Annotated in this window: 25 protein-coding genes and 1 tRNA gene; 11 read left to right on the top strand and 15 right to left on the bottom strand. The window is 67.9% G+C overall.

What is annotated here, in order from left to right; translation table 11 throughout:
• Nucleotides 1-11: 11 nt before the first annotated feature.
• The 5 genes from AB4Z55_RS19735 to AB4Z55_RS19715 all read right to left on the bottom strand — a co-directional run bounded on the left by AB4Z55_RS19735 (nt 12) and on the right by AB4Z55_RS19715 (nt 6,725).
• Nucleotides 12-1,499, bottom strand: a complete 1,488-nt coding sequence (locus tag AB4Z55_RS19735; protein ID WP_369520346.1) for a rhamnulokinase family protein — start codon at nt 1,497-1,499, stop codon at nt 12-14.
• On the bottom strand, nt 1,496-3,532 hold the full coding sequence (locus tag AB4Z55_RS19730; RefSeq protein WP_354560046.1) for a bifunctional aldolase/short-chain dehydrogenase: 2,037 nt from the start codon (nt 3,530-3,532) through the stop codon (nt 1,496-1,498). The genes AB4Z55_RS19735 and AB4Z55_RS19730 overlap by 4 nt, the downstream gene beginning before the upstream one ends.
• 69 nt (nt 3,533-3,601) lie before the next feature.
• Complete coding sequence (rhaI, locus tag AB4Z55_RS19725) at nt 3,602-4,762, bottom strand: L-rhamnose isomerase (protein ID WP_354560047.1); 1,161 nt, start codon at nt 4,760-4,762, stop codon at nt 3,602-3,604.
• A gap of 112 nt (nt 4,763-4,874) precedes the next feature.
• On the bottom strand, nt 4,875-6,248 hold the full coding sequence (locus AB4Z55_RS19720; RefSeq protein WP_101819172.1) for an MFS transporter: 1,374 nt from the start codon (nt 6,246-6,248) through the stop codon (nt 4,875-4,877).
• 114 nt (nt 6,249-6,362) lie between these two features.
• Nucleotides 6,363-6,725: an L-rhamnose mutarotase gene (locus AB4Z55_RS19715; protein ID WP_248645046.1), complete on the bottom strand. Its 363-nt coding sequence runs from the start codon at nt 6,723-6,725 to the stop codon at nt 6,363-6,365.
• Nucleotides 6,726-6,971: 246 nt separating this feature from the next.
• On the opposite strand from AB4Z55_RS19715, the gene AB4Z55_RS19710 reads away from it, so the two are divergent.
• Nucleotides 6,972-7,829 (top strand): SDR family NAD(P)-dependent oxidoreductase, encoded by an 858-nt coding sequence (locus AB4Z55_RS19710; RefSeq protein WP_369520345.1) that lies wholly within the window; start codon nt 6,972-6,974, stop codon nt 7,827-7,829.
• On the opposite strand, the gene AB4Z55_RS19705 is transcribed toward AB4Z55_RS19710, so the two are convergent.
• From AB4Z55_RS19705 to AB4Z55_RS19690, 4 genes are all read right to left on the bottom strand, one after another.
• A complete protein-coding gene (locus AB4Z55_RS19705) occupies nt 7,826-8,044 on the bottom strand; it encodes a hypothetical protein (protein ID WP_064569269.1) in 219 nt (72 codons plus the stop codon). The two genes, AB4Z55_RS19710 and AB4Z55_RS19705, sit on opposite strands and share 4 nt — an antisense overlap.
• Nucleotides 8,045-8,151: 107 nt before the next feature.
• Nucleotides 8,152-8,715, bottom strand: coding sequence for a hypothetical protein (locus AB4Z55_RS19700; protein ID WP_369520344.1), 564 nt, complete (start codon nt 8,713-8,715; stop codon nt 8,152-8,154).
• 5 nt (nt 8,716-8,720) lie between these two features.
• Nucleotides 8,721-9,614 (bottom strand): DNA/RNA non-specific endonuclease, encoded by an 894-nt coding sequence (locus AB4Z55_RS19695; RefSeq protein WP_354560054.1) that lies wholly within the window; start codon nt 9,612-9,614, stop codon nt 8,721-8,723.
• A 229-nt stretch (nt 9,615-9,843) separates the two neighbouring features.
• Nucleotides 9,844-9,917: transfer RNA gene (locus AB4Z55_RS19690), tRNA-Leu, on the bottom strand.
• Between the two features lie 193 nt (nt 9,918-10,110).
• Between AB4Z55_RS19690 and AB4Z55_RS19685 the strand changes: the two genes are divergently transcribed.
• The 5 genes from AB4Z55_RS19685 to AB4Z55_RS19665 all read left to right on the top strand — a co-directional run bounded on the left by AB4Z55_RS19685 (nt 10,111) and on the right by AB4Z55_RS19665 (nt 16,122).
• Entirely contained in the window at nt 10,111-11,349 is a 1,239-nt protein-coding gene (locus tag AB4Z55_RS19685; protein WP_369520343.1) for an oxygenase MpaB family protein, read from the top strand.
• Nucleotides 11,350-11,402: 53 nt separating this feature from the next.
• Nucleotides 11,403-13,676, top strand: a complete 2,274-nt coding sequence (locus tag AB4Z55_RS19680; protein WP_369520342.1) for an MMPL family transporter — start codon at nt 11,403-11,405, stop codon at nt 13,674-13,676.
• A 55-nt stretch (nt 13,677-13,731) separates the two neighbouring features.
• Nucleotides 13,732-14,418 (top strand): TetR/AcrR family transcriptional regulator, encoded by a 687-nt coding sequence (locus AB4Z55_RS19675; protein WP_239400625.1) that lies wholly within the window; start codon nt 13,732-13,734, stop codon nt 14,416-14,418.
• 144 nt (nt 14,419-14,562) lie between these two features.
• Entirely contained in the window at nt 14,563-15,429 is an 867-nt protein-coding gene (locus AB4Z55_RS19670) for a Bax inhibitor-1/YccA family protein (protein WP_004020932.1), read from the top strand.
• Between the two features lie 132 nt (nt 15,430-15,561).
• The gene (locus tag AB4Z55_RS19665; RefSeq protein ID WP_033203765.1) at nt 15,562-16,122 is read left to right on the top strand and encodes a DUF6790 family protein; all 561 of its coding nucleotides are present in this window, start codon (nt 15,562-15,564) and stop codon (nt 16,120-16,122) included.
• A 64-nt stretch (nt 16,123-16,186) separates the two neighbouring features.
• Here the strand turns inward: AB4Z55_RS19665 and AB4Z55_RS19660 are convergent, their stop codons facing one another.
• Together AB4Z55_RS19660 and AB4Z55_RS19655 are read right to left on the bottom strand one after the other, a co-directional pair.
• Nucleotides 16,187-17,410 (bottom strand): acetyl-CoA C-acetyltransferase, encoded by a 1,224-nt coding sequence (locus AB4Z55_RS19660; RefSeq protein ID WP_369520341.1) that lies wholly within the window; start codon nt 17,408-17,410, stop codon nt 16,187-16,189.
• A 65-nt stretch (nt 17,411-17,475) separates the two neighbouring features.
• Nucleotides 17,476-18,387 (bottom strand): SGNH/GDSL hydrolase family protein, encoded by a 912-nt coding sequence (locus tag AB4Z55_RS19655; RefSeq protein ID WP_197505545.1) that lies wholly within the window; start codon nt 18,385-18,387, stop codon nt 17,476-17,478.
• Nucleotides 18,388-18,511: 124 nt separating this feature from the next.
• On the opposite strand from AB4Z55_RS19655, the gene AB4Z55_RS19650 reads away from it, so the two are divergent.
• The 3 genes from AB4Z55_RS19650 to ilvA are packed head-to-tail and all read left to right on the top strand — an operon-like array spanning nt 18,512 to nt 22,311.
• A complete protein-coding gene (locus AB4Z55_RS19650; protein ID WP_004020936.1) occupies nt 18,512-19,906 on the top strand; it encodes a cystathionine beta-synthase in 1,395 nt (464 codons plus the stop codon).
• A gap of 10 nt (nt 19,907-19,916) precedes the next feature.
• The gene (locus AB4Z55_RS19645; RefSeq protein WP_239400623.1) at nt 19,917-21,089 is read left to right on the top strand and encodes a cystathionine gamma-synthase; all 1,173 of its coding nucleotides are present in this window, start codon (nt 19,917-19,919) and stop codon (nt 21,087-21,089) included.
• A gap of 22 nt (nt 21,090-21,111) precedes the next feature.
• The gene (gene ilvA / locus AB4Z55_RS19640; protein ID WP_101819165.1) at nt 21,112-22,311 is read left to right on the top strand and encodes a threonine ammonia-lyase; all 1,200 of its coding nucleotides are present in this window, start codon (nt 21,112-21,114) and stop codon (nt 22,309-22,311) included.
• Between the two features lie 44 nt (nt 22,312-22,355).
• On the opposite strand, the gene AB4Z55_RS19635 is transcribed toward ilvA, so the two are convergent.
• Nucleotides 22,356-22,874, bottom strand: a complete 519-nt coding sequence (locus AB4Z55_RS19635) for an SRPBCC family protein (protein WP_369520340.1) — start codon at nt 22,872-22,874, stop codon at nt 22,356-22,358.
• Between the two features lie 204 nt (nt 22,875-23,078).
• Between AB4Z55_RS19635 and AB4Z55_RS19630 the strand changes: the two genes are divergently transcribed.
• Nucleotides 23,079-23,864, top strand: coding sequence for a DUF4352 domain-containing protein (locus tag AB4Z55_RS19630; protein ID WP_369520339.1), 786 nt, complete (start codon nt 23,079-23,081; stop codon nt 23,862-23,864).
• Nucleotides 23,865-24,092: 228 nt separating this feature from the next.
• Nucleotides 24,093-24,638: an Ltp family lipoprotein gene (locus AB4Z55_RS19625; protein WP_369520338.1), complete on the top strand. Its 546-nt coding sequence runs from the start codon at nt 24,093-24,095 to the stop codon at nt 24,636-24,638.
• 115 nt (nt 24,639-24,753) lie between these two features.
• On the opposite strand, the gene greA is transcribed toward AB4Z55_RS19625, so the two are convergent.
• From greA to AB4Z55_RS19610, 3 genes are all read right to left on the bottom strand, one after another.
• Nucleotides 24,754-25,245: a transcription elongation factor GreA gene (gene greA / locus AB4Z55_RS19620; RefSeq protein WP_004020945.1), complete on the bottom strand. Its 492-nt coding sequence runs from the start codon at nt 25,243-25,245 to the stop codon at nt 24,754-24,756.
• A gap of 129 nt (nt 25,246-25,374) precedes the next feature.
• On the bottom strand, nt 25,375-26,151 hold the full coding sequence (locus AB4Z55_RS19615) for a queuosine precursor transporter (RefSeq protein ID WP_004020946.1): 777 nt from the start codon (nt 26,149-26,151) through the stop codon (nt 25,375-25,377).
• On the bottom strand, nt 26,148-26,645 hold the full coding sequence (locus tag AB4Z55_RS19610) for a DUF4307 domain-containing protein (protein WP_101819160.1): 498 nt from the start codon (nt 26,643-26,645) through the stop codon (nt 26,148-26,150). The genes AB4Z55_RS19615 and AB4Z55_RS19610 overlap by 4 nt, the downstream gene beginning before the upstream one ends.

The following is a 26,645-nucleotide window of genomic DNA, read 5'->3' as shown; positions in this document are numbered from 1 at the left end:
GGTGTCCATGGTCATGCCTTTCCGGCCCCGACCGCGGCGCGCGTACGCGTGCCGCGACTGCGTCGGGGTGCATAGTGTTGCGGCGGGAACCTGTCGGCGACGATAGTCCGCATCGCCTCGAGATCGCCATCGATCAATTCATGGGCGCGTGCCGTGAGGAGGACGTTGCCGAGTGCGGTCGCCTCCACGGGCCCGGCCTGGACGGGCAGGCCCAGGCGGTCGGCGGTGAGCTGGCACAGCAGCCGGTTCTGCGACCCGCCGCCGACGAGGTGCACCGTCTCCACCGGGATCCCCGACAGCGCGGTGGCCTTCTCGACGCCGTCGGCGAATGCGGATGCGAGACTCTCGACGATCGCGCGCACCATCTCGGCGCGGGTCATCGGCGGTCGCATGCCGCGCTCGTCGTACCACCCGCGGATGCGTGCCGGCATGTCACCCGGCGGGAGGAAGCGCGCGTCGTCGGTGTCGAAGACATCGACGGTCGGCGTCACCTCCGCGGCCTGGGCCAGCAGCTCGCCGAGGTCGGCCCGGTAGCCCTCGCGCTGGTACTGACGCACCGTCTCGCTGAGCAGCCAGAGTCCCATCACGTTGTGCAGGTAGCGGATTCGGCCGTCGGCGCCGACCTCGTTGGTGAAGTTGGCCTTCCATCCGTCGCGGGACAGGACCGGTTCGGTCAGTTCCACACCGACGAGACCCCACGTGCCGCAGGAGATGTAGGCCGCCCGCGCGGGGTCCATCGGGATCGCCGCCACGGCCGAGGCCGTGTCGTGCGAGGCGACGGCGGTGACGCGGGTGGACGCCGACAGACCGAGCCGGTCGGCGACATCGGGGAGCAGTGGTCCCTGGTCGGACCCGGTCTCGACGATCTCGGGGAAGAGTCCGACGGGCAGCCCGAGGCGTTCCATCATCGCGGTGTCCCACTGGCCGTTGACGGCGAGCAGGCCGGTGGTCGAGGCGTTGGTGCGCTCGGTGCCCCGCCTGCCGGTCAGCCAGTAGGTGATCAGGTCGGGGATCAGCAGGGCGCTGTCGGCCTGATCGAGCAGACCGTCGGCCTTCTCCGCGGCCAGCTGGTACACCGTGGTGAACGGCAGGAACTGCAGGCCGTTGCGCAGGTACAGGTCCACCGGCCCGAGTTCGGCGTGCACGGCGTCGACGCCCGCGGCCGTGCGGTCGTCCCGGTAGTGGTGCGGCAGACCCAGCATCCGGCCGTCGCGGAGCAACGCGTAGTCCACCGCCCACGAGTCGACGCCGATGCCGACGAGGTCGTCGGACTGCCGGGCAGCCTCGGCCAGGCCCGCCGAGGCCGCCCGGAACAGGCCGGGCACGTCCCAGTGCAGCGCCGACCGTCGACCGTTCCACACGTGCACGGGATCGTTGGCGAACCGGGCGACCTGCTCGAGCTTGAGTCGTCCCTGCGACACGTCGGCGAGCATCACCCGGCCGCTGGTCGCGCCCAGGTCGATCGCGGCGACCTGGGCGGACCGAGTGGAGCGACTCATCGCAGGAACGCGGCGGCGACGCCGGCATCCACCGGCACGTGCAGACCGGTGGTGTGCGAGAAGTCCGAGGTGCACAGGGCGAACGCGGCGTTGGCGATGTTCTCCGGCAGCACCTCGCGCTTGAGCAGGGTGCGCTGGGCGTAGAACTTGCCCAGGTCCTTCTCCTCGACGCCGTAGACCGCGGCGCGCTTGGCGCCCCAGCCGCCGGCGAAGATCCCCGAACCGCGCACCACACCATCGGGATTGATGCCGTTGACCTTGACCCCGTGCTCGCCGAGTTCGGCCGCGAGCAACCGGACCTGATGGGCCTGGTCGGCCTTGGTGGCGGAGTAGGCGATGTTGTTGGGGCCGGCGAAGACCGAGTTCTTGGACGAGATGTAGAGGATGTCGCCGCCCAGCTTCTGGTCGATCAGGGCCCGCGCCGCTGCCTTGCTGACGAGGAACGAGCCGCGGGCCATCACGTTGTGCTGCAGGTCCCAGTCGGCAGCGGTGGTGTCCAGCAAGGACTTCGACAGCGACAGGCCGGCATTGTTGACCACGAGGTCGATGCCGCCGAAGGCGAGCACGGTCGCGTCGACCGCCGCCTGCACGGCTGCCTCGTCGGTGACGTCGGCAGCCACGCCGATGGCGACGTCGGTCGAACCGATCTCCTCGGCGGCGGCGCGTGCCTTCTCGGCGTCGAGGTCGGCGATCACGACGCACGCACCTTCGGCGGCGAGGCGGGCCGCGATGGCCTTGCCGATGCCCGACGCCGCGCCGGTGACCAGTGCGATGCGGGTGGCGAGCGGCTTGGGCTTCGGCATCCGCGCGAGCTTGGCCTCCTCGAGCAGCCAGTACTCGATCCGGAACTTCTCCGATTCGTCGATCGGTGCGTAGGTGGAGATGGCCTCGGCACCCCGCATCACGTTGATCGCGTTCAGGTAGAACTCGCCGGCGACGCGTGCGGTCTGCTTGTCCTTGCCGAAGCTGAACATGCCGACGCCCGGGACGAGCACGATGGCCGGGTCCGCGCCGCGCATCGCCGGGCTGTCCGCGGTCGCGTGGCGGTCGTAGTAGGCGCGGTAGTCCTGGCGATAGGCCTCGTGCAGGGCGGACAGGCGTTCCTTGCACTCGTCGACCGATGCCGACGCCGGGAGGTCGAGGACGAGCGGCTTGACCTTGGTGCGCAGGAAGTGGTCCGGGCAGCTGGTTCCGAGAGCTGCCAGTCGCGGGTGCTCCTGTGCGGCAAGGAAGTCGAGAACCGGTTCGACGTCGGTGAAGTGGCCGACCTGGGGCTTGTCCATCGAGGCGAGACCGCGGATGAACGGCGCGAGGGCCGCGGCCTTGGCACGACGTTCGGCGGCCGGGAGTGCGCCGTACCCGTCCAGCGGTGCGCCGAACGGCTGCGAGCGGCCGTTGGCGGCGATGTACTTCTCGGCGGTGTCGATGATCTCGAGCGAGTGGGCTTCGGCCTCGTCGGACGTGTCACCCCAGGCGGTGATCCCGTGTCCGCCCAGGATGCAGCCGATCGCCTGCGGGTTGTTCTTCTTGATCTCGGAGATGTCCAGACCGAGCTGGAAGCCCGGGCGGCGCCAGGGCACCCACACGACGCGGTCGCCGAAGATCTTCTGGGTCAGCACCTCTCCGTCGGCGGAGGTCGCGATCGCGATGCCCGAGTCGGGGTGGAGATGATCGACGTGCGCGGCGTCGACGAGGCCGTGCATGGCGGTGTCGATGGACGGCGCCGCCCCGCCCTTGCCGTGCAGGCAGTAGTCGAAGGCGGCGACCATCTCGTCTTCGCGGTCGAGGCCGGGGTAGACATCGACGAGCGCGCGCATGCGGTCGAGACGAAGAACGGCGAGGCCCTTCTCGGTCAGGGTGCCCAGGTCGCCGCCGGAACCCTTGACCCACAGCAGTTCGACGTCCTCGCCGGTGACGGGGTCGGTGTCGGTGCCCTTCGCGGAGGTGTTGCCGCCGGCGTAGTTGGTGTTCTTCGGATCGGAGCCGAGCCGGTTGGAGCGCGCGATGAGCGCGGCGACTGCGGGATTGGTCATGGCGAGAGATCTCCTGAAGATCGGGAAAGCGGGCAGTTCGAGAAAGCAGGGAGCAGGTGTGAGGAGCGCTCAGGCGCCCCAGGACGACTGGGTGCCACCGACGCGTTCGGCGACGATGCGCTCGCGGTGGCCGGAGCCGGCGTAGGCGGCCATCGGGTCGGCGGGGAGTCCGCGCCGGGTACGACGCTCGGCCAACATCGGACGCACGTCGGTGTAGAAGGCGTCCATCAGGATTCCGTTCGCGCCCAACACGTCTCCGGATTCCTGCGCCGCGGTCAACGCGTCGGTGTCGACGAGCAGCGCGCGGGCGGTCATCTCCTCGACGTTGAGCACCGAACGGATCTGCCCGGGGATCTTCTCCTCGACGTTGTGGCACTGGTCGAGCATCAGGGCGACCGGGGACCCGGCGTCGAGGCCGCCGCCGCGGATGACCTCGAAGAGGATGCGGAACAGCTGGAACGGGTCGGCCGCACCGACGATCAGGTCGTCGTCGGCGTAGAAACGCGAGTTGAAGTCGAACGACCCGAGCTTTCCGAGGCGCAGCAGCTGGGCGACGATGAACTCGATGTTGGTGCCCGGCGCGTGATGGCCGGTGTCGAGGCAGACCATCGCCCGCTCACCGAGAGCGGTCACGTGGGCGTAGGAGGTCCCCCAGTCGGGGACGTCGGTGACGTATGTCGCCGGCTCGAAGAACTTGTACTCCAACACGAGTCGCTGGTCATCGCCGATGTGCTGGTAGATGGTCGCCAGCGATTCGGCGAGACGATCCTGGCGTCCGCGGATGTCTCCCTGACCCGGGTAGTTGGTGCCGTCGGCGAGCCAGATCTTGAGATCCCGCGAACCGGTCGCGTTCATCACGTCGATGCACGCGATGTGGTGGTCGATGGCCTTCTGGCGCACGGTCTTGTCGGTGTGGGTCAGGCTGCCGAACTTGTAGTCGTCGTCCTGGAAGGTGTTGGAGTTGACCGTCCCGAGATCGACGCCGAGATCCTGCGCATATGCGGCGAGCGCGCGGTAGTCGTCGACGGTGTCCCAGGGGATGTGCAGGGCGACCGTCGGGGCGAGTCCGGTCAGCTGGTTGACGGTGGCCGCGTCGGCGATCTTCTCGTGGATGGTGCGGGGGGTGCCCGGGGTGCCGAACACCTTGAACCGGGTGCCGGAGTTGCCGAACGCCCAGGAGGGGAGCTCGATCTCGAGATTGTCGAGGATCGTCTCGTCAAAGGTGGTCATCAGTGTTCTTTCGGTTGGGTTTCCCCGCCGCCGGCGTCGGGGAACAGCCGGCGGCGGGGAAGTCGATGGACTAATACGTTTCAACCGAGCGGGACGGCCCGGTCGAGACGACTCAGACGGCGGTCTTGCTGGTGGACTCTGCGGTGGGTGCGTCGCCCACGACCGGGCTGTTCGTCGATACCGGGTGCTCGATGAGTTCCGGCGACAGCGGTGCGCCGTAGCGCTCGACCTCGATCTCCTGCAGGGTCTTGCCCTGGGTGTCCGGAGCCGCGATGGCGCCGATGATCAGAGCGATCGTGAGCAGTGCGACCAGCAGGATGCCGACCGTCGTGAGCCCGGTGGCCGCGAGCATCGTGGGGAAGAAGTAGCTCAGGAGACCCGTTGCGGTGCGGACGGCGAAGAACATGACGCCCTGGGCGCTCGCACGGTAGGGCGTCGCGAACATCTCGCTGGCCCAGAGGCTGTAGAACGCCTGCGCGCCGATACCCGAGGAGATGCCCCACAGGACCGCGAAGACGAGCATCGTGGCGACACCGCTGTCGGTGAACGCAACCAGCACTATCCAGGCGACGATGCCCAAGGCGGCGCCGAAGACGTACAGCGCGCGCTGCGAGACCCGATCTGCGTATCGCATGAAGCCGAAGTAGGTCGCGAGGACGGTGCAGCCCCAGACGAGCACCTGCAGCAGGTTCTGCTGGACGGCGCTCTCGACGCCCGCCGTCTCGTAGACACGGGGCATGAAGATGCCGGCCTGGCCGGCGACGGTGTTCCAGAACAGGTAGATGCCACCGAGCAGGAGCAGGGCCGTGATGTTGACCTTCTTGGAGAACAGGCCCTTGATGCCGCGGGCGCCGACCGATGCGGTGAGCTCGCGCGTCTCGTTGACCGCCTCGTCGGACCAGATCTTCGACTCCGCGAGTCCCTGGCGAATCCACCAGACGACCGCCGCGACGACGAAGAGGTGCAGGAAGATGATCCGCGAACCGAGGAGGCCCATCGGAGCGAGTGCCGCGGCGAGCGCGAAGCCGATCAGGGGTCCGACGGACCAGGCGAGCTGCGCGGTGCCGACATGCTTGGCGCGTTCGACCGACGGTGCCTCTTCGGCGATGTATGTCCACGAGGCCGGTACGCCCGCGCCGACCGCGAGGCCGGTGATGATGAAGGCGGCGAGCAGCATGGTGAAGTTGAACGCGAAGGCCGCGATCAGTACGCCGACCATGTAGACGAGCAAGTCGTAGGTGTAGATCGCCTTGCGGCCGTAGCGGTCACACAGCGGGCCGCCGATCGCGGCGCCGACTGCGGCACCGAACGCGTTGGCGCTCAGCGCGGCCAGGAGGCCGACCGCGAAGTTGCTGATGCCGAACTCGTCCTGCCAGAAGGTGAGGCTGGTGGCGATCGCGATGATCGAGCCGGCCTCGATGTAGTTCGACATGGCGACCGAGATGGTCGCCCGCCAGCCGGTGGTGGAGCGCGCTCCTACTTTCATGGTGATTCCTTGCGTCGGAGATCAGTACAGAGGGTCGGGATCGGAGAGGTCAAACCGGAGTTCGTTGATGTCGGTGCGCCCGTCGGTACGTGTCGTGTGCTGCGTGGTGCGAGGTCAGTCGAGGTGGAAGTACTCGAGGAGTTCGGTGCGGATCGTGTCGGGGTTCGCGCCCCCGGCGCCGCCGCCCCCATCGCCGCTGCCCACCGCGGGGAGGAAGTACTCGGACATGTGCGCCTGCCAGCGGGTGTTGACGTCGGTCGCCTCCATGGCGGCGCTGGTCGTCGCGAAGTCGTCGGTCTCCAGGTAGCCGACGACCATGCCGTCGTCCTTCCGGAGGAACAGGGAGTAGTTGCGCCAGCCGGTCTCGCGCAGGGCGTCGAGCATCTCCGGCCAGACCTCGGTGTGTGCCTCGAGGTAGTCCTCGACGCGTTCCGGGCGGAGGTGGAGCACGAAGCAGACGCGCTGGGGGTCGGACATGGCGGCTCCTGACAGACGACGGACGGGGAAACGCAGATCGTCGGGAGGGGACCGTCTCGGCGAATTAAAACGTTTCAATTTGTGATTGCAGCAACATTAAGAGGGGGCTGTGAGGATGTCAAGGCCCGGTCCGGGCAAAGCGGCGCCGCTCGGGTCGAGATCGGTCATGCTCGTCTGAGCCCGCCCGCGGTGACCGTCGTCATCGCCGGCCGTGGGACACGGACTGCAATCGACAGGGGGGTTGACGTGTTCGGATGTCGGCGGACGAGGGGTGGACCGGACCTCGCGGGCAAGGTGGCGATCGTGACCGGGGGCGGCTCCGGCATCGGGGCTGCGCTCACCCGTGCGCTGGCCGCCGAGGGGGCGCAGGTCATCTGCGCCGACATCGACCTCGCCGCGGCCGAACAGGTGGCGTCGTCGCTGTCCGGCGGGCCGGGCGCGGTTCGGGCCGTGCACCTCGACGTGACGGACCGCGCGGCGGTCCAGCGCGTGGTCGACGACGTCGTCGCGGAGGCGGGACGACTCGACCTCATGTTCAACAACGCCGGGATCACGTGGGGTGGCCCCACCGAGATGCTGACGCCGGACCAGTGGGACGCCATCATCGATGTCAACATCCGCGGCGTCGTCCACGGGGTGGCGGCCGCCTATCCGGTGATGATCGGTCAGCGGTCGGGGCACATCGTCAACACGGCATCCATGGCCGGCCTCGTTGCGGCCGGCCTGATCACCAGTTACGTCATGACCAAGCACGCGGTCGTCGGGATGTCGCTGGCGCTGCGCACCGAGGCGGTCGGGCATGGCGTCAAGGTGACGGCCGTCTGCCCGTCCGCAGTCGAGACACCGATCCTGGACAAGGGCTCGGTCGGCGGATTCGTCGGCCGCTCTTTCTATCTGGCGAGTCAGGGTTCCGCGACGGCCTACGACGCGGATCGGCTGGCGCAGGACACCCTGGCCGCGATCGCCGCGAACCGATCGCTACTCGTCGTACCGCGACGTTCCAGGATCTCGTGGCGCATGCAGAGATTGGCGCCCGGACTCACCAATCGCCTTGCCGCGCACTTCATCGCACGGCAACGTGCGGAGTTGCGCCCGGAGGGCTAACCGCCTGCAGTACTGCTCAGAATCGCGACGATGACACCGGCCACGGTCAGTACCCCGACCACCCACGCCATCGCGACGGCAACGCGTCGTCGACCGAAGCGGGCGGCGTTGATGCCGATGCCGATGCAGACCAGGATCGCGATCGAGTACACGGAGATACCGAGGGTGAGAAGGGCGACCGAGGAGTCGGCGAGGAAGACAACCCGAGTGGACATGCCACCGAGTACAGCACGCCCCTGCCGGGATCGTGGAAACCCGTCCACGCAGTCGCGTGGACGGGCCTCGTGTAGTCGCTCCGGCATGGCGCCTCTCCGGCGCCGCGCTAGGAACCGACGGCCACCTGCTCGAACGTGAGCCGTTCCGGCGCTTCGCGCCCGGCGAAGACCTGCCGGTTCGGGAAGCCCCCCGTCCAGAAGTCGTACAGGTACGAGACCAGCCCGCCGGAGTGGTAGTCGCACACCATCACTCCGTCGGTGATGAGCACCGGCCACTCGTCGGGGTCGTCGCCCGTCCGGTGCCAATAACCCGAGTCGCCGTCGGTGGAACGCCCCCATCCGAAGAAGGAGCCGCCGGCCAGATCGACGGCCGTGTCGGTGCCATCGTCGTGAGCCCAGGTCACGATGCTCAGGTCCTCGAGGAGTGGCTCGAGTTCGGCCACCGCGCGGCGGCCCGCCTCCTCGACCGGCGCGTCGGGCCAGGGGAGTCCGGTCCACACGAGGAAGTCGTCGCAGAAGACCCCGGGCCCGTAGGTGTCGGCCAGCGCCTTGTAATCGGTCGGCAGCCGGAATCCCAGTCGCCGTTCGGTGGGCCCCCAGTCGATCGTCGCCGGCTGCGCCGCCGGTGGTGGGATCAGCGCGATCAGATCATCGATGGTGTGCTTCGGCATGGTGGTCACCTCACGTTCGGGATGATCTCGAAATGAGCGATACCGCCCCGGACGCCGAATGCGCCGACGGCGATGTCGGTGGGCGGACGGCTGTACCCGTTCCCGTAGATCGGGGTCACACTGTAATGGACGGCTTCGCCCCTCGCGACGACACGAGCGATGCGATTCTCGAGGACCCGCATGCGGGTGTTGGCCGCATTGCTCAGGGCCACGATGTTCCGGGCGTCGCCGCCGAGACCGCCGAGCCGGTTGGCGAGCAGGTGCCCGCGTTCCAGGCCCGGCCGGTACCCCGGCGGAGTGACGGAGCGCGTACTCGGAGTGCCGGTCCGCAGCATGTTCGGAGTGATGGCGGCGTTCATGCCGGTCGCCGCGCGACCCTGCATCCGTGTCAGGTTGACTTCGCCGCCGTCCCGGAATCGGGTGGTCCGCGTGAGGGTCGTCCGGTCGGTGCGGTCGCTCGAGATCTTGTCGTTGTACGGGTAGCGCTGTGGCGCTGGGTAACCCGGCGTCGGATTGGTGACCGACGGAGCCGGGGTGCCCGGCCGCTGCGGGGGCGGGGGAGTGCTCGGCCGGTGTGGACCGCCGGAGCCGGGGCCCATTCCCTGCAGGTGTACGCGGCACCCGTTGGCCCAGGCGACGAGGGCCGCACGTTCGGTGTTCAGTCGATTGGCCTCGGCCTGGTAGGCGGTGGCCTGTAGTTGCTGCTCCGGAATCCGGAACTGTCTCGGCTTGGAGTTGTGCGCCGCGATGCGAGCGTTCAGTGACCGGGCCTCGGCATTTCCCTGCGCGATGTCGCGGTCACTGCACCCGGTCGGTACGGCATTCGCCGCATGGACCGGCGTGACAAGTGCGACGACGAGAAAGAGGGCGATCATCGCCCCACGCATCAATATCTTCATCTGTTCCCCGACGGGTCGTCCTGAGTGGTCTCGATGGGCCGCAACGGACTCGGAAGGTCCCGAGAGTCGTTCGGTACCACCGGCAGTCATGTAACCGTGGGGATCGGAGCGGTGTCCACGCACGTATTCGGCTGAACGGCCATGCGTTTGATCGACGCGGATCGGGTCGACGAACGTGGACGAGCGCCGGAAACGGCGACTCGAGACAGCGAAAACGCCCGGCCGTGAGTGCCCCCAGTCGGACTCGAACCGACACTGTGCCGATTTTAAGTCGGCTGCCTCTGCCAATTGGGCTATGGGGGCGCAGGGTCCGCGCGACGACGGTGCCCCTGGTGAGCATAGTCAGCCGGCGCCGTGGCGGCTGCCCTGTGGTCCGGCGTCGCCACCGCCAGACCTCAACTCGACCGCCAGACTTCGATCGACGTCTGCCGGTCGAGTCGAAGTCTGGGAGTCGAAGCATCCTTGACCGGCCTCGAAGCCGGGGCCATCATGGGGCATGGACGCGGCAGCAGTGACCGGGGCACGTAATTGGGAAGCCGTCCGAGAACGGCATCCCGCCATCGTCGAGCGTCTCGAGGCGGGTCTGATACAGGGCGACCCGCTTGCCGACGCGGTGATCGCCGAGGCCAGGGAGCGGGGCATCTCGTTCTCCACCCTGGTCACGCTGCTGGAAGAGCGCGACGCCGACACGGCGTCCGATCCCGACCATCTCGAGATGCCGAGCTCGATGGTGCATCTGCTGCAGGTCGCGAGCACCCCACCGCCGTGGTTCGATGCCGCCTGGGCCGAGGCCGGCGCCCGCGCGTGGTGGCGCTTCGGGACCCTGCAGTCGTCGACGTTGTACCAGTCGCTGATCTACGGGTTCAAGGCCCAGGGTTTCGTCCGTCCGCTCGTCGCCACGGGCCGACTGGGATCGGGGACTCGAGATCGGGTCGAGTCGACGGCGCGCTGGGTCGCCGAGGCGACGGCTCCCGGTTCGATGCTCCCGGGTCGTCCCGGTTGGGTTGCGACACTGCGTATTCGGCTCCTCCACGCCTACATCCGCGACGTTCTGCGGCGCCCACCCGGGGGAGGATTGTCAGAAGAGGACGGCCGGGGCTGGGACGAAGACGAGTGGGGCGCGCCGATCAACCAGACGTACTCGGTGATGACCATCTCGTGCGGCTTCCTGGCCCTACCCCTCGTCGTCGCACGGGATTTCGGCATCCACTACAGCAGCGCCGAGCGGGAGGCGATCACTCATCTCTGGCGCTGGATCGGCTGGGTCATCGGCGTCGATGACGACCTGCTGCCGCCGACGCATGACGCGGCCACTGAGTTGTTCGCTGTGGCAGGAGAATTCGAACTGCGGCCCGACGATTCGGCCAAGGTCCTGATCAAAGCGTTGCTCCGCGAGGGCTACGACCTCCCGCGCGTCGTGCACGGTGCCGCCCCCATACCGGTCCCCGGGCTCCTGGTCTCCGCGGTGGATGCACTCACCAGGCCCCTGCTGATGTCGTCGTTCTCGGCCATCAGCACCCGGTGGGTCGAGCGGCCGGTCGCCCGGCGGATGGGTCTGCGCCGGACGCCGCTGCATCATCTCGTCGATGTCGCGCGTCCCGCCGTCCGGCTACGCGAGATCGTGCGGGCGACCGGACTGCTCGGATCGGAGTCGACGGTGATCGAACGCGAACTGCGCACCGTCCGACGCGGACTGGGAATGCCGCAACCAGCCGAAGCGACCTTGACCGCCTAAATTACTGCTGATAACTTAACGCCGTAAAGTCGACCGACGCGACAGGGGTCCGCATGCTGGTCAGAGCGACACGGCTGGTCATATCCATGCCCAAACGAGTGCTGCTGGGTGCGCTCATCCTGCTGGTGGTGTGCGGGGCGTACGGCGCCACCGCGGCCGAACACCTGCTCGCGGGCGGTTACAGCGACCCGAATTCGGGGTCGGCCCGAGCCGAGAAGGTCCTCGACGAGACGTTCAACCGGGGCGGGGTCCAGGTCGTCCTCAAGCTCGACGGGCCGGATGGCGTCGACATCTCGCGCGACCCGACGGCCCGAGCGGTCGGCGACGACATCGTCGCCGTCCTGAACCGCAACCAGTACGTGCAGGACCAGATCCTGTCGGTGTGGGCCAATCCGGCGCTCGACTCCGCGCTGGTCAGTCGCGACCGGACGTCGACATTGATCATCGCGTCGCTCGACGGAGGCGAGGACTCGGCACCAGCCCACGCCGAGGAGATCGAAGACGCCTTGGCCGGTGTCCGGGATGGGATCACCGTGCAGGTCGGTGGCCAGGGACTCGTCTTCGCGCAGGTCAACGAGCAGACCGCCGCGGACCTGCTCATCGCCGAGGCGATCGCGATCCCGATCACGTTCATCGTGTTGATCTTCATCTTCGGCGGGGTGCTCGCCGCGGCTGTCCCCGTCGGCATCGGCATCGTCTCGATCATCCTGACCTTCGCGCTCCTCCGGGTGATCGGATCGGTCACCGACGTTTCCGTGTTCGCCCTGAACCTCACCACCGCACTGGGTCTCGCGCTCGCGATCGACTACACGCTGCTGATCCTCACGCGATACCGGGAAGAGGTCGAGCACGGCCTGAGCCGGCCCGACGCGATCGTCCGGACCCTGGCCACGGCCGGGCGGACCGTCGCCTTCTCCGCGGTGACCGTCGCCCTGTCGCTGAGCGCGCTCGTGCTGTTCCCGCAGTACTTCCTGCGGTCCTTCGCGTTCGCGGGCCTCGGCGTCGTGGTCGTGGCCGCGGTGTCGGCGCTCGTACTGACGCCGGCCGTGCTCATGCTCCTCGGTGATCGCATCGACGCCCTCGACGCCCGGAAGCCACTCCGACGCCTGCTGCGACTGCCGCCGGCTCGGCCCGTCGAACCCGAGGACACCTGGTGGTACCGGCTCGTGCAGTGGGTGCTGCGCCACGCACTGCCGGTCGCCGCGGTCGTGACGGTCTTCCTGCTGGTTCTCGGCGCGCCGTTCCTGTCGATGAAGCTGGGGTTCCCCGACGACCGGGTGTTGCCCGAGTCGGCGAGTGCGCACGCGATCCAGCAGGAGATCCGCGACGACTTCGAGGACGATCTGTCCGCAGCGGTCACCGTCGTCGTGCGCGGGCCCGTGGACGACGCGACCCTGGCCGCCTACACCCGCGCCCTGTCGACGGTCGGCGACGTGAACTCCGCAGGGTCGTCGGCCGGCACCTTCGTCCGGGGTGCGCAGGCCGCCCCCGGCAGTCCGGACGACAGCCGCGGCGACGTCCATGTCCTGCAGGTCTCGACCGACCGCGACCCGATGAGCGAGTCGGGGATCGCCCAGCTCGACGAGCTGCGGGCGGTGCCACAGCCGACGGGGACGGAGACCTTGTTCAGCGGGCTCGCCGCCGCCACCGACGACACCGTCGGGTCGATCTACGCGCATCTGCCGTGGGTGCTCGGCCTGATCGCGATCGCGACGTTCGTGCTGCTGTTTCTCTTCACCGGGAGCGTCGTTCTTCCCCTGAAGGCGCTCGTCCTCAACATCCTGTCGCTGTCGGCGACGTTCGGCGCGATGGTCTGGTTCTTCCAGGAGGGGCACCTCGGCGGACTGGGGACCACCGCCACCGGCACCCTCAGTGCGACCATGCCGGTGCTGCTGTTCTGCGTCGCGTTCGGCTTGTCGATGGATTACGAGGTGTTCCTCCTGGGACGGATTCGCGAGGAGTGGTTGCGATCGGACCGGACCCGCGCGGCCAGCGACCACGCGGTGGCCCTGGGCTTGGCGCGCACCGGGCGGGTCATCACGGCCGCGGCACTGCTGATGAGCATCGTCTTCGCCGCCATCGCGGCGTCGGAGGTGTCGTTCATGCGGATGTTCGGGGTCGGCCTGACCCTGGCCGTCCTGATGGACGCGACGATCATCCGGATGTTCCTCGTCCCCGCGTTCATGCGTCTGGCCGGGCGGGCGAACTGGTGGGCGCCTGGTCCGCTGAGACGGCTGCACGATCGGATCGGATTGACCGAGGAAGCCCCGGAGGTCGGGCATCCCGCCGAGAAACCGGCGCGCGACACCGCGCCGACGAGGGCCTGACACCGAATACCCCACAGAGGCGGATGAACGGCGGCAGGACAGGTTCAGGAGTGCAGTGACGACACGCAGACGAGCGAGATCACCACGCGGTTCGGGGGAGATCCTCGCCGAGGAGATCATCGAGGCCGCCGGTGAGTTGCTGGTGGAGAACGGCGACGACACCGCGATGTCGATCCGCGCGGTCGCCAACCGTGTGGGGGTCACGCCGCCGTCGATCTATCTGCACTTCGCCGACAAGGAGGCGCTTCTCGACGCGGTGTGCGCCCGGTATTTCGAGCGCCTCGACGACGAGATGGCCGCCGCGTCGGAGGGCATCGACGACGCCTTCGAACGAGCGCTGAACCAGGGGATGGCGTACGTACGATTCGCCGTCGCCACGCCGGTTCTCTATCGCGTGGCGTTCGGCAAACCCACTCCCGAAGGGCATCCGTCGAAGGTCGACGAGGTGCTCGCCGCCAGTGCCTACTCCCGGTTCGTCGCCACGGTGACCGAGCTGGCCGACCTCGACGTGTTCGACCCCGCGGAGATCGCGGACATCGTCCTCGAGTTCTGGGCCGCGGCCCACGGGATCGCCTCGCTGATGCTCGCGAAACCGGGCCTCGCATGGGGCGACGACTTCGCGCGGGCGGAGTCCATGCTGACCGCGATGTTCCTCGGCCGGGCCGCACTCGGGACCGGGGAGGGCTTGGATCAGGCCGCTGTCCGCAGCCGGTTGCGGACGCTGCGCGAAGGCGTGGAGTGACTCCACGACGGGTCTTCGACGACAGAAGAGTCAAGAGTCGGTAAAGTCGACGTCGACTCGGTCGTTCCGCGTTCTCGTCAGGGAACTCACAGGAAAGGCCCGACGTTGAGACGGTATACATCCGTACCGATTAAGGAGCGCTTCGTGCGAGAAAGCAGCAATCCGGTGATGCGCGGCGTGGTCCGCGACAATCAGTCCGGGTACGCGGGTTTCGGGGCCGGCATGGCCGGCGCCGGCGCCGCGGTCAATCAATACGGTCAGGCCACTGACCCCTACACCCAGCCGGCACCGCCGGCCACCCGTCAGCTCACGATCGACGACGTCGTCACGAAGACCGCCATCACCCTCGGGGTGCTGACGGTGGCTGCCGTGGCCACCTACTTCGCGATCAGCAGCCGCGCGACCGAGGCCGCCCAGGCAGCTCTCGCCACGCCGCTCATGCTGGTCGGTGCCATCGCCGGTCTCGTCCTCGTCCTGGTGGCGAGCTTCGGGCGCAAGCAGGACAACCCGGCCATCGTGCTGGCCTATGCCGCGTTCGAGGGCCTGTTCGTCGGTGCCATCTCGTTCGTCTTCGCGAACTGGGCCGTCGCCGGTGACACCTCGGCGGGAGCCCTGATCGGACAGGCTGTCCTCGGCACCTTCGGCGTGTTCTTCGGCATGCTGTTCGTGTACAAGGTCGGCGCGATCCGCGTGACGCCGCGCTTCACCCGCATGTTGTTCGCCGGCATGATCGGCGTCCTGGTCCTGATGCTCGGCAACCTGGTCATCGGCCTGTTCACCGGCGAGGCCGGGGTGCTCCGCGACGGCGGCCCGATCGCGATCATCTTCTCGCTGGTCTGCATCGCTCTCGCCGCGTTCAGCTTTCTGCTGGACTTCGACGCCGCCGATCGTCTGATCCGCGCCGGCGCACCCGACCGCGCCGCCTGGGGCGTCGCTCTCGGCCTGACCGTCACCCTGGTCTGGCTCTACGTCGAGATCCTGCGCCTGCTGACCTACTTCAACTCCGACTAGTCGTCCGACGCCCGCGGCCCCGCACCTCTGAGGTGCGGGGCCGCCGGCGTGTCCGGGCCGGATGGCGACAAACTGTGCCGCCCGATCGCGGTTGCGGGGGCCAACCCGCCGCAGCGGTTCTACCGTGCGGACATGGTGTTCTTTCTGATTCAGCTGGCGCTGATGATCATCGGCGCCGTGGTGCACATACTGGTGGACCGATCGGTGCGGCGACGCACTCTCGGCCGCGCAGCCGAACTCGTGCTGCTCTGGATTCTCGTACCCGGAGGTGCGTTCGGCATCCTCGCCGGCATCGGGCACGTCGGACCGAACGCGCCCGAGATCGCCGAAGGCATCGGACCGGATTTCATTCCGTCGATGTTCCAGTGGGAACTCGGGTGGAACGACATCGCCGTGGGCGTCCTCGGCGTGCTCTGCTTCCGCGTGGCCAACCGTGGCGGATGGCTCGACGCCGCTGTCTGGGCGCTGGCGATCAGCTACGGCGGAGACCTCGCCGGGCACATCTCGCAGTACTACATCCACGACAACACCGCGACGAACAACGTCTGGGCGATTCCCGCCGAGATCTACATCGTCGGCGCGGTCGTCATCGCATGGTTCGTCTACCGACGAACAACCCCCCGCAGCGTCGCGGTCCGAGGACCTGACGCGGCGAGGGGTGTCGACGAGACGGAGACGACCTCGATCAGCTGAGGCGCTCCAGCACTGCTCAGCTGAGGCGCTCCAGCACTGCTCAGCTGAGGTGCTCCAGCACTGCTCAGCTGAGGCGCTCCAGCACCATGGCCATACCCTGACCGCCGCCCACGCACATCGATTCGATGCCGAAGGTCTTGTCGTGGGTACGAAGGTTGTTGAGCAGAGTGGTCGTGATGCGGGCGCCGGTCATTCCGAACGGGTGCCCGAGCGCGATCGCACCGCCGGAGACGTTCAGCTTGTCGTGGTCGATGCCGAGTTCGGCGGCCGACCCGAGGACCTGAACGGCGAACGCCTCGTTGATCTCGACGAGGTCGATGTCCGACAGCGACATCCCGGAGACCTTGAGCACCTTGCGGATCGCCTCGATCGGGCCGAGGCCCATGATCTCCGGTGACAGGCCGGTCGCCGCGGTGGCGACCACGCGGGCGAGCGGCGTCAGGCCCAGTTCTTTCGCCTTGATGTCGCTCATGATGACCAGCGCCGCGGCGCCGTCGTTGAGCGGGCACGCATTGCCCGCGGTGATGGTGCCGTCGGGACGGAAGACCGGCTTGAGCTGTGAGATCTTCTCGTAGGTCGTGCCGGCGCGGGGGCCGTCGTCGGTGGTGACGAGGGAGCCGTCGGGAAGCGTGACCGGGTCGATCTCGCGCTCGAAGAAGCCGGACTTGATGGCGTCCTCGGCGCGGTTCTGGCTCAGCACGCCCCACCGGTCCTGGTCTTCGCGGGAGATGCCGGTGAACGACGCGACGTTCTCCGCGGTCTGGCCCATCGCGATGTACACGTCGGGGATGAGCTCGTCCTTGCGGGGATCGTGCCAGATCCCGGCATCGCCGGCAGCGGCCTTCTCGGTCCGGGCCATGGCATCGTCGAAGAGCGGGTTCTTCGAGTTCGGCGCGCCGTCGGCGCCACCGGAGATCCCGAAGCTCGACACGCTCTCGACGCCGCCGGAGATGAGGACGTCGGCCTCGCCGGCCTTGATCGCGTGCAGTGCCATCCGGGTGGTCTGCAACGACGACGAGCAGTAGCGGTTCACCGTGACACCGGGGATGTGGTCGTGACCGAGCTCGACCGCGATGACCCGGGCGATGTTGTAGCCGCCCTGTCCGCCGGGCTGACCGATGCCCCAGTGGATGTCCTCGATCAGGGCGGGGTCGAGCTCGGGCACCTTGGCGAGAGCGGCTTCGACCATCTGGCGCGACAGTTCGTCGGGCCGGACGTCTTTGAGGGATCCCTTGGCGGCGCGGCCGATCGGGGAACGGGCATGGGCGACGATGACAGCTTCAGGCATACCTCAAAACTACCGCACCAAGCATCTGCTTGGTCGCACGGTCGACGTGCGCAGAAAGGCGCTGGTCAGGAGCTTGCGAACAGCTTCCTGACACGTGTGACGAGTCGTGTTTCTTCGACGGCCTCGGACACCTTGGGCGGTTCGGGCAGCGGCGTCGGTCCCCATTCGCCGATCGCGGCGAGGACCTCGGGCACGAGGATGTCGGCGGCCAGCTCGTACCCCGCGGCCGACGGATGGAAGCGGTCGGGCGACAGCATGTGTTCGGGGCGCGCGAGGAACTCCTCGGTCAGCAGGTCGGCGAGTGGCACGGGACGGCCCCCGGCGGCACGGACCGCCGACCGCTGCGCCGCGGCCAGCGTGAGTCCCCAGCGTCGCAACACCATTCGCAGCGGCTGGGGGATCGCGGTGACCACCCCGAAGTCCGGGCAGGTACCCACGACCACCTTCGCGCCCTCGTCGACGAGTGCGTGGACCGCCTCACCGAGCCTGCGTGCCGACGGAAGCGGACTGTTGCGGGCGGTGACGTCGTTTGCGCCGACGAGGATGACGGCGACGTCGGGTCGCTCGTGGTGGACGAACATGGCCTCGATCTGGGCGGCGAGCCCTTTCGACGTCGCTCCCACGATGGCCTTGTTGGCGTAGCGGACCACCTGATCGGTCTCCGCGGCGACCCGGCGGGCGATCTGTACCCCCGGCGTCTCCTCGGCCGTCTCGGCACCCAGCCCGGCGGCTGTCGAATCGCCGAACACCACGAGGTACAGGTCGTAGACGGTGTCGCGGGTGAAGCGCTCGCTGGTGCCGTCCGGCCGGTACACGCCGTCACCGTCCGGGGCGTTGTCGGTGCGGTGCGGGATCACCACTCGGGCCTCGGCCGCCTGACTGTTCAGCAGGTTGTAGGCCGCCCATCCGGCACCCGCAGCGCCGGCGGTCGCAGCAGCCGTGGCTCCCACGTCCCGGATGATTCTCTCGGCGGTCATCTTGCGGCTCGAACCGGACACGGGTGCCAGTTTAGAGGCTCGGGCGCGGCCGCCCGGTCCGCTCGTCGGCCGGGTGTCGGGGTCCGCGGCGACTCTCCGGGACCGACTCTGGGACCATGGACACATGCGCATCGCCAATCACGTCGTCGACCTGGTGGGCAACACCCCGCTGGTCAAACTGAACTCGGTGACCTCACCCGGATCGGGCCTGGTCGCCGCCAAGGTCGAGTACCTCAATCCCGGTGGTAGCAGCAAGGACCGTATCGCCGTGCGGATGATCGACGCCGCCGAGGCGTCGGGTGAGCTGAAGCCGGGTGGGACCATCGTGGAACCGACGTCGGGCAACACCGGCGTCGGTCTGGCACTCGTCGCGCAGCAGCGCGGGTACAAGTGCGTGTTCGTCTGCCCGGACAAGGTGGGCGAGGACAAGCGCAACGTCTTGCGTGCCTACGGCGCCGAGGTCGTGGTCTGCCCGACCGCGGTCGAGCCGTCCCACCCGGACAGCTACTACAGCGTCTCCGACCGCCTGGTCACCGAGATCGACGGCGCGTGGAAGCCCAATCAGTACGCCAACCCGGCCGGTCCGCAGAGTCATTACGAGACCACCGGTCCCGAGATCTGGGCCGACACCGACGGCAAGGTCACGCACTTCGTGGCGGGCGTCGGCACGGGCGGCACGATCACCGGCACCGGCCGGTACCTCAAGGAGATCTCCGACGGCGCGGTGAAGGTCGTCGGCGTCGATCCCGAGGGGTCGGTGTACTCCGGCGGGACCGGTCGGCCGTACCTGGTCGAGGGCGTCGGTGAGGACTTCTGGCCCTCGGCCTACGACCCGGCCATCCCCGACGAGATCATCGCCGTCTCCGACGCCGACTCGTTCGACATGACGCGGCGACTGGCACGCGAAGAGGGACTGCTGGTCGGCGGTTCGTGCGGGATGGCGGTCGTCGCGGCCCTTCGGGTCGCCGAGCGTGAGGGTCCCGACGCCGTGGTCGTCGTCCTGCTTCCCGACGGCGGTCGCGGCTACATGGCGAAGATCTTCAACGACCAGTGGATGAGCAGCTACGGGTTCCTGCGCACCCCGCTCGACTCCAACACCAAGGAATCGCTCGTCGGGGATGTGTTGCGCGGCAAGACGGGCGCGTTGCCCGACCTCGTGCACACCCACCCGCAGGAGACGCTGCGCGATGCGATCGAGATCCTCCGCGAGTACGGCGTGTCCCAGATGCCGGTCGTCGGTGCCGAGCCGCCCGTGATGGCCGGCGAGGTCGCGGGCGCGGTCACCGAACGTGATCTGCTCAGCGCGGTCTTCGAAGGTCGCGCCAGCCTCGCCGACCCCGTGTCGGCACACATGGGGGAGCCGTTCCCGCTCATCGGTTCCGGCGAACCGGTGTCGGCGGCCACCAAGGCGCTCGGCGACTGCGACGCGCTCATGGTCGTCGAAGACGGCAAGCCCATCGGCGTGATCACGCGCCACGACCTGCTCGCCTTCGTGTCGAGCCACCCGATCGTCGGATAGGAGCACCACCGTGAGTGAACGACGCAGCGCAGCGGACTCGGTTCGCTGGCAAGGCTTCTCGACCCGCGCCATCCACGCCGGTTACGACCCGGATCCCCAGACGGGCGCGGTGAACGTCCCGATCTACGCGAGTTCGACGTTCGCCCAGGACGGTGTCGGCGGATTGCGCGACGGGTTCGAGTACGCACGCACCGGCAACCCGACCCGACGCGCCCTCGAGGCCAACCTCGCCGCTCTCGAGAGCGGCACCTACGGACGGGCTTTCGCCTCCGGTATGGCGGCCACCGACTGCCTGCTGCGGTCGACGCTGCGGCCGGGCGATCATCTGGTGATCCCGAACGACGCCTACGGCGGGACGTTCCGGCTGATCGACAAGGTCTTCAGCCAGTGGGGCATCACCTACTCGGTGGCCCCGGTGTCCGACGTCGCCGCGGTGCGCGACGCCATCCGGCCGGAGACCAAGCTGGTCTGGACCGAGACGCCTACCAACCCGCTGCTCAACGTCGGCGACATCGAGACTCTCGCCGCCGTCGCGCACGAGGCCGGCGCGAAGCTCGTCGTCGACAACACCTTCGCCTCGCCGTACCTGCAGCAGCCACTCGTGCTGGGTGCCGACGTCGTCTTGCATTCCACGACCAAGTACCTGGGCGGGCACTCGGATGTCGTCGGTGGCGCACTGGTCACCGACAGCGAGGAGCTCGACGAGGCGTTCGCGTTCCTGCAGAACGGTGCCGGTGCGGTTCCCGGACCGTTCGACGGATTCCTGACGCTGCGCGGCATCAAGACCCTCGGGGTGCGGATGGATCGGCACTGCGACAACGCGGAGAGGGTGGTCGAGTTCCTGAACGGCCACGCCAAGATCGACGCCGTCCTGTACCCGGGTCTGGAGAACCATCCGGGACACGAGGTCGCGGGTAAGCAGATGAAGCGCTACGGCGGAATGGTCTCGGTGCTGGTCAAGGGCGGCCTCGACGACGCCAAGGATTTCTGCGCGCGCACCGAGGTGTTCACGCTCGCCGAATCGCTCGGCGGCATCGAGTCGCTGATCGAACACCCCGGCGCGATGACGCACGCCTCGACCGCCGGATCGCTGCTCGAGGTGCCGGCCAACCTCGTCCGCCTCTCGGTGGGCATCGAGGACATCGACGACATCCTCGGCGATCTGGAGAACGCGCTGCGCTGACCCGGGGCGGATACTGGTGCCCATGTTGCTGACTGCCGCCGACGTCGACCGGGCCGTTGCGGAACTGTCGGGGGTGATCCGGCGGACGCCGACGATCGCCTCGCGGGTGGTGTCCGAGCGCAGTGGGGCCCAGGTGTGGCTCAAGTGCGAGAATCTGCAGCGCACCGGGTCTTTCAAGCCGCGCGGCGCGTACCTGCGCATCTCCCGGTTGTCGGCGGCGGAACGCGCGCGCGGGGTGGTCGCGGCCAGTGCGGGCAATCACGCGCAGGGAGTCGCCTGGGCGGCATCGGATCTCGGCATCGCGTCGCGGGTCTACATGCCCACCGGTGCCGCGCTGCCGAAGATCGCCGCCACCAAAGCCTATGGCGCCGAGGTGGTGCTGGCGGGATCGACGGTCGACGAGTCGCTCGTCGAGGCACAGAGACATGCCGAGGCCACGGGCGCGGCCCTGATCCATCCGTTCGACCATCTCGACATCGTGGCCGGACAGTCGACGGTGGGGGTGGAGATCCTGGAGCAGATCCCGGATGTCGCCACGATCGTGGTGCCGCTCGGCGGCGGTGGACTGCTGGCCGGCGTCGCCGCCGCGGTGCGTCTGCGACGTCCCGAGGTCGAGGTGATCGGCGTGCAGGCCGCTCAGGCAGCCGCCTGGCCGACATCGCTCGCCGAGGAACGGCCGATGCCGGTCGCGGCGATGAACACGATGGCCGACGGCATCGCCGTCGCGACCCCGGGGGCGGTCCCGTTCGCGCATGTCACCGAGTTCGTGGACCGGGTCGTCACGGTCAGCGAGGAGGAGTTGAGCACCGCGCTGCTGCTGATGCTCGAGCGGGCCAAGCTGGTGGTCGAGCCGGCCGGGGCCGCGGCGGTGGCGGCGGCCGTGAGCGGGCGGCTCGCCCTGTCGGGGACCGTGTGCGTCGTGCTGTCCGGCGGCAACATCGATCCGCTGCTGCTGCGCCATGTCACGACGCACGGCCTGACCGCCGCCGGACGTTTCCTCACCGTGACGGCGACCGTCTCCGACCGCCCGGGTGGTCTTGTCACGCTCCTCGAACTGCTCCGCGATCTGGGGGCGAGCGTGCTCGACGTCGTGCACTCGCGCGTCGCCGACGACCTCTATCTCGGGGAGGTGCAGGTGACGGTGAGCGTCGAGACCCGCGGACACGATCATCAGCACGACGTCCGGCGGGCCCTCGCCGACGCCGGGTTCCTGCGCGACTGAGCACGGACGGCGGCGCTAACCTGTCCTGGTGGTCGGTCAGCGTCTCACTTGGCGGGTTCGAGGCGTGCGAAATGCTTGAGGGTGTCGGCCTCGATGGTCTTGTAGACCGTCGACGACGCCGGACCGGAGAAGGCGGTGACCACCCGCGAGGACGTGGGGAGCTCCAGTGCGAAGGTCCACTTGAGCCGGCATCCCACGTCGGCGGGCAGGATCTCGGTCGCCTCGCCGAAGCGTCGAATGCCCGGGACGTTCGCCCGCAGAACCCGAAAGCCGTTGCGGTAGTGACCGGTCTCGGGATCTTCGGTCCAGTCGAAGAAGTCTTCCTCGAGGGTGACGTAACCGGGACCGAGGACCGCCCGGCGCTGGGTCCCCACACCGTATGGCGGCGGAGACACGAATTCGATCTTCTTGATCGCGCGGCACCAGTCCAGCGTGTTCTGACGGGTGAACTCGGTCCACGCGCGTTCCGGCGTGACCGGCAGACGCACGTCGATGACGTGCCGGACCGGCGCATCGTCGAAGAAGTCGATATCAAAGGACTCAAGCTCATGGGAACGTGCCATGGGTCACATTGAAGCACGTGGCCCTGACCGATGCCTCGGTCGTTCGGTTGCGACGAGCCCGCCGGGTCGGTCGAGCGTACCGACTGCAAAGATTCGTCTGTTCGGATGACACTGTGCGGCAAAGGTTTTGTCGGACCCCGGTGCGACAGTGCGTGCAGATGCGGGACCGCTTCCCAGGTGCCGCACAGCAGAGAAGGACGATCGATGACCGACCCCCAGAATCCGAACCCCGCTCCCGGACCCGACCCGGGCCAGCAGCCGCCTTACGGCCAGCCGTACCAAGGGCAGCAGTACGGACAGCCGCCGCAGCCCGGGGCGCCGCAATACGGCGCTCCTCAGTACGGTGCTCCCCAGTACGGTGCTCCCCAGTACGGTGCTCCACCGCAGCCGTACCCGAATCCACCTGCGAAGAAGAAGAAAAAGTGGCCCTGGATCCTGGGGTCCATCGTGGTCTTGTTGATCATCATCCTCGCGGCGACCTCCGGCGGAGGGTCGGATGACACGGACAGCACCGCTGGTTCGGGTGCTTCCACCGCGACCGAGCCGGGTGAGCAGCGTGATTCGGGTGACGCGAACGGCGAGGACGCGGCGCCGGGCCTGAATACACCGGTACGCGACGGCAAGTTCGAGTTCGTGGTGACCGGCGTCGAACCCGGCTTGACGTCGGTGGGTGACAATCCGTACCTCACCGAGGAAGCCCAGGGGCAGTTCGTGATCGTCACCATGACTGTGAAGAACACGTCCGACCAGCCGCAGAGCTTCTCACCGACGGGACAGAAACTGCTCGACGCCGAGGACCGCAGCTTCGAGCCGGACACCTCGGCCCAGATCGCGCTCGGCGGGTCGGACATCCCCGTGTGGGACAACATCAATCCCGGAAATGCCGTGACCGTCAAGCTCGTCTACGACATGCCGGCAGGGGCGACACCGGCCTCCATCGAGCTCCATGACTCGATGTTCTCCGGTGGCGTGACGGTGGCTCTGTCCTAGTTGCGGGCGACGCGACCGGCGAACCTCAACTCGACTCCTGGACTTCGATCGAAGTCCATCAGTCGAGTTGAGGTCTGCCGGTCGACTACCGCGGGTCATCAGGCCTGCCGAGAAACTCATCCGAACGGATGACACTGTGTGGCAACGGTTTTGTCAGACCTCGATGTCAGTCTGTCTTCAGATGCGGTACCGCTTCCCAGGACCCGCACATCACGAAGGATCAGGACGATGACCGAAGCCGATAATGTCCGACCCCACCGTTCCTCCGGCGCAGCGCCGGCCGGAGCACGACCGCAAGTCCCAGACCGTATGTGGCCGTTGTTCATCGCCGGCCTGGTCGCGGTGTGCGGATTTGCGTTGGCGCTCTTCCCGATCGTTGTGCACAACGACACCGACACCGCGACTTTCGGTGATACGGCGGCGCAGGTGTACGGCGAACCCTCGACACCCGCGACGACGACAGATGCAGAATCGCTCGCGACGTGGGAGCAGTCGAGCGCCGTGGCGAAAGCCAAGGACTACCTGTCGCTCATGGCGTTCTCGAAGCCGGGTCTGATCGATCAGCTGGAGTACGAGGGGTTCTCGACGACCGACGCGACCTACGCGGTGACCGAGATCGAAGCCACGGGCGCCGTCGACTGGAACGCGCAGGCGGTGAAAAAGGCCCGTGACTATCGGTCGATGATGGCGTTCTCGCGGCAGGGCCTGATCGAGCAGCTCGAGTACGACGGCTTCGCGCCGGCGCAGGCGGTCTACGGGGTCGACAACGCCTAGGGCTCACCGATGCCTGTCGGACGGCCGCGTCGCCGGCAAGTACAGCCCAGAGCACTGAGCCCTAAAACACGAAGCCCGGGACGACATGTCGTCCCGGGCTCTGGTCCAGTGTCGATCAGCCGTGGTAGGGCTCCGCGCTGACCAGGGTCACCTTGATGGTGGCACCGCTGGGCACGGAGTACTCGCGGGTCTCGCCGACCTTGGCGTCGATGAGGGCGGCACCGAGCGGCGAGCTGGGGGAGTAGGTCTCCAGTCCGCCCTGGCCGCTCTCCTCGCGGGTGGCGATGAGGAAGGTCTCGGTGTCTTTCTCGTCACCGTCGTAGTAGACGGTCACGACGGAACCGGGCAGCGCGACGCCGGACTGGGTCGGCGCCTCGCCGACCTTCGCGTTGTTCAGCAGTTCCTGCAGCTGGCGGATGCGCGCTTCCTGCTGGCCCTGCTCTTCGCGAGCGGCGTGGTAGCCGCCGTTCTCCTTGAGGTCGCCCTCTTCGCGACGCTCGTTGATCTCGGCAGCGATGACCGGACGGTTGGCGATCAACGAGTCGAGCTCGCTCTTGAGGCGGTCGTGCGACTCTTGGGTCAGCCAGGTCACCTGGGTGTCGGTCATCGGTCACTCCTTTGTGTTGTCCGCGGCCCCGGGCGACCGTTTACACCAGGGGCATATGGACTGCTATAAATGCAGCAACACGACCCCTCGCGGAGCCGTGTATCCGATCAGAGTACCAGGTGCTGAGACCTATGGCACATCGGTTGTGCCGCGCGAGGCCGCCCGGAGCGCGTCTTGATAGGTCGGTTCCGCCCGCTTCAGCCATCCCACAACGAAATACGTCAGCGGCATGATGACGATTTCGACGAGCGTCTTCCACACGAAACCGACGATCGTGTAGTTGATGAAGTCTCCCCAGGTCGAGATGCCCAGCGCGGTGGCCGCGATCGAGCAGAACACGAGGGTGTCGGCGAATTCGCCGACAATCGTCGAACCCAGCAGGCGCGCCCACAGATGACGTTCGCCGGCTCGTTCCTTCATTTTGACGAGAACGAAGGAATTGAGGAATTCGCCTACGACATATCCGGCCAACCCGGCGAGCAGGAATTGTGGGACGACTCCGGCGACGGTCTCGAAAGACTCCTGCCCCTCGTAGAAATCTGCAGCCGGCAGATGAATGGTGAGCCAGAAACACAACGACGCGAGGATGAGCACCGCGAAACCGGCGAGAATGGTCCGGCGCATCGCCCGGAACCCGTAGACCTCACTGATCACGTCGCCCAGGACGTAGGCCAGCGGGAACAGGAAGAAGGCGCCGTCGGTCACGAGTCCGTTCATCTGGATCGGGCCCAGATCGATGTGGAGCCAGTCGTCGAACAGCACTACGCCCTTGGTCCCGGTGACGTTGCTGATCAGCATGACGCCGACGAAGAGCGCGACCAGGAGCGGGAAGTAGCGGCTGCCGATCGAGGCGAAGGCGGCGCGCGGCGCCTGCGATTCGTCGCGTCCGGCCAGGGGAGCGGTCACTGATCCGACGGTTTCAGGTAGGCGGGCACGTCGAGCGTGCAGCCGAACACCTCACCGATGACCGGCGGCCTCGACGTCGTGATCTCGGTGCGGACGCCGATGCGTTCCGCGGGGTCGGCGGGGATGAGGATCTCGCGCCGGCCGGTCTCGCCGCCGTCGCGGGAACGTCCGCGCACCACGCAGGCCGCGGGCCGGCTCGGATCGGAACGTTCGACGGTGAACTGCACGGCGACGGTCGAGTCGTCGAGGATCTCGTAGCCGGTGGCCTCGCCCGTCACGTCGGCCGAGGAGAACTTGCTGTAACCGATGACCGCGAGTGCGACGCCCGCGACGACGACGAGTACCGACAGGGCGACGAACCAGCGCCGACGACCCCGGGCGGTCTCCGAATGCTCCGGGTAGGTGGCGCGCGGTCCGCTGTGCGGTCGTGCCGTGTCAGGCGTCGTGCGTGGTGCGTCACCGGCGTCTGCGGCGCCCCCGTCCGAACTGTTCAC

Origin of the sequence: Gordonia sp. ABKF26 (assembly GCF_041103195.1) — a bacterium.
Taxonomy (GTDB): domain Bacteria; phylum Actinomycetota; class Actinomycetes; order Mycobacteriales; family Mycobacteriaceae; genus Gordonia; species Gordonia terrae.
The sequence above is the reverse complement of the archived record's forward strand: the minus strand, read 5'-3'. Positions and strand labels throughout refer to the sequence as shown.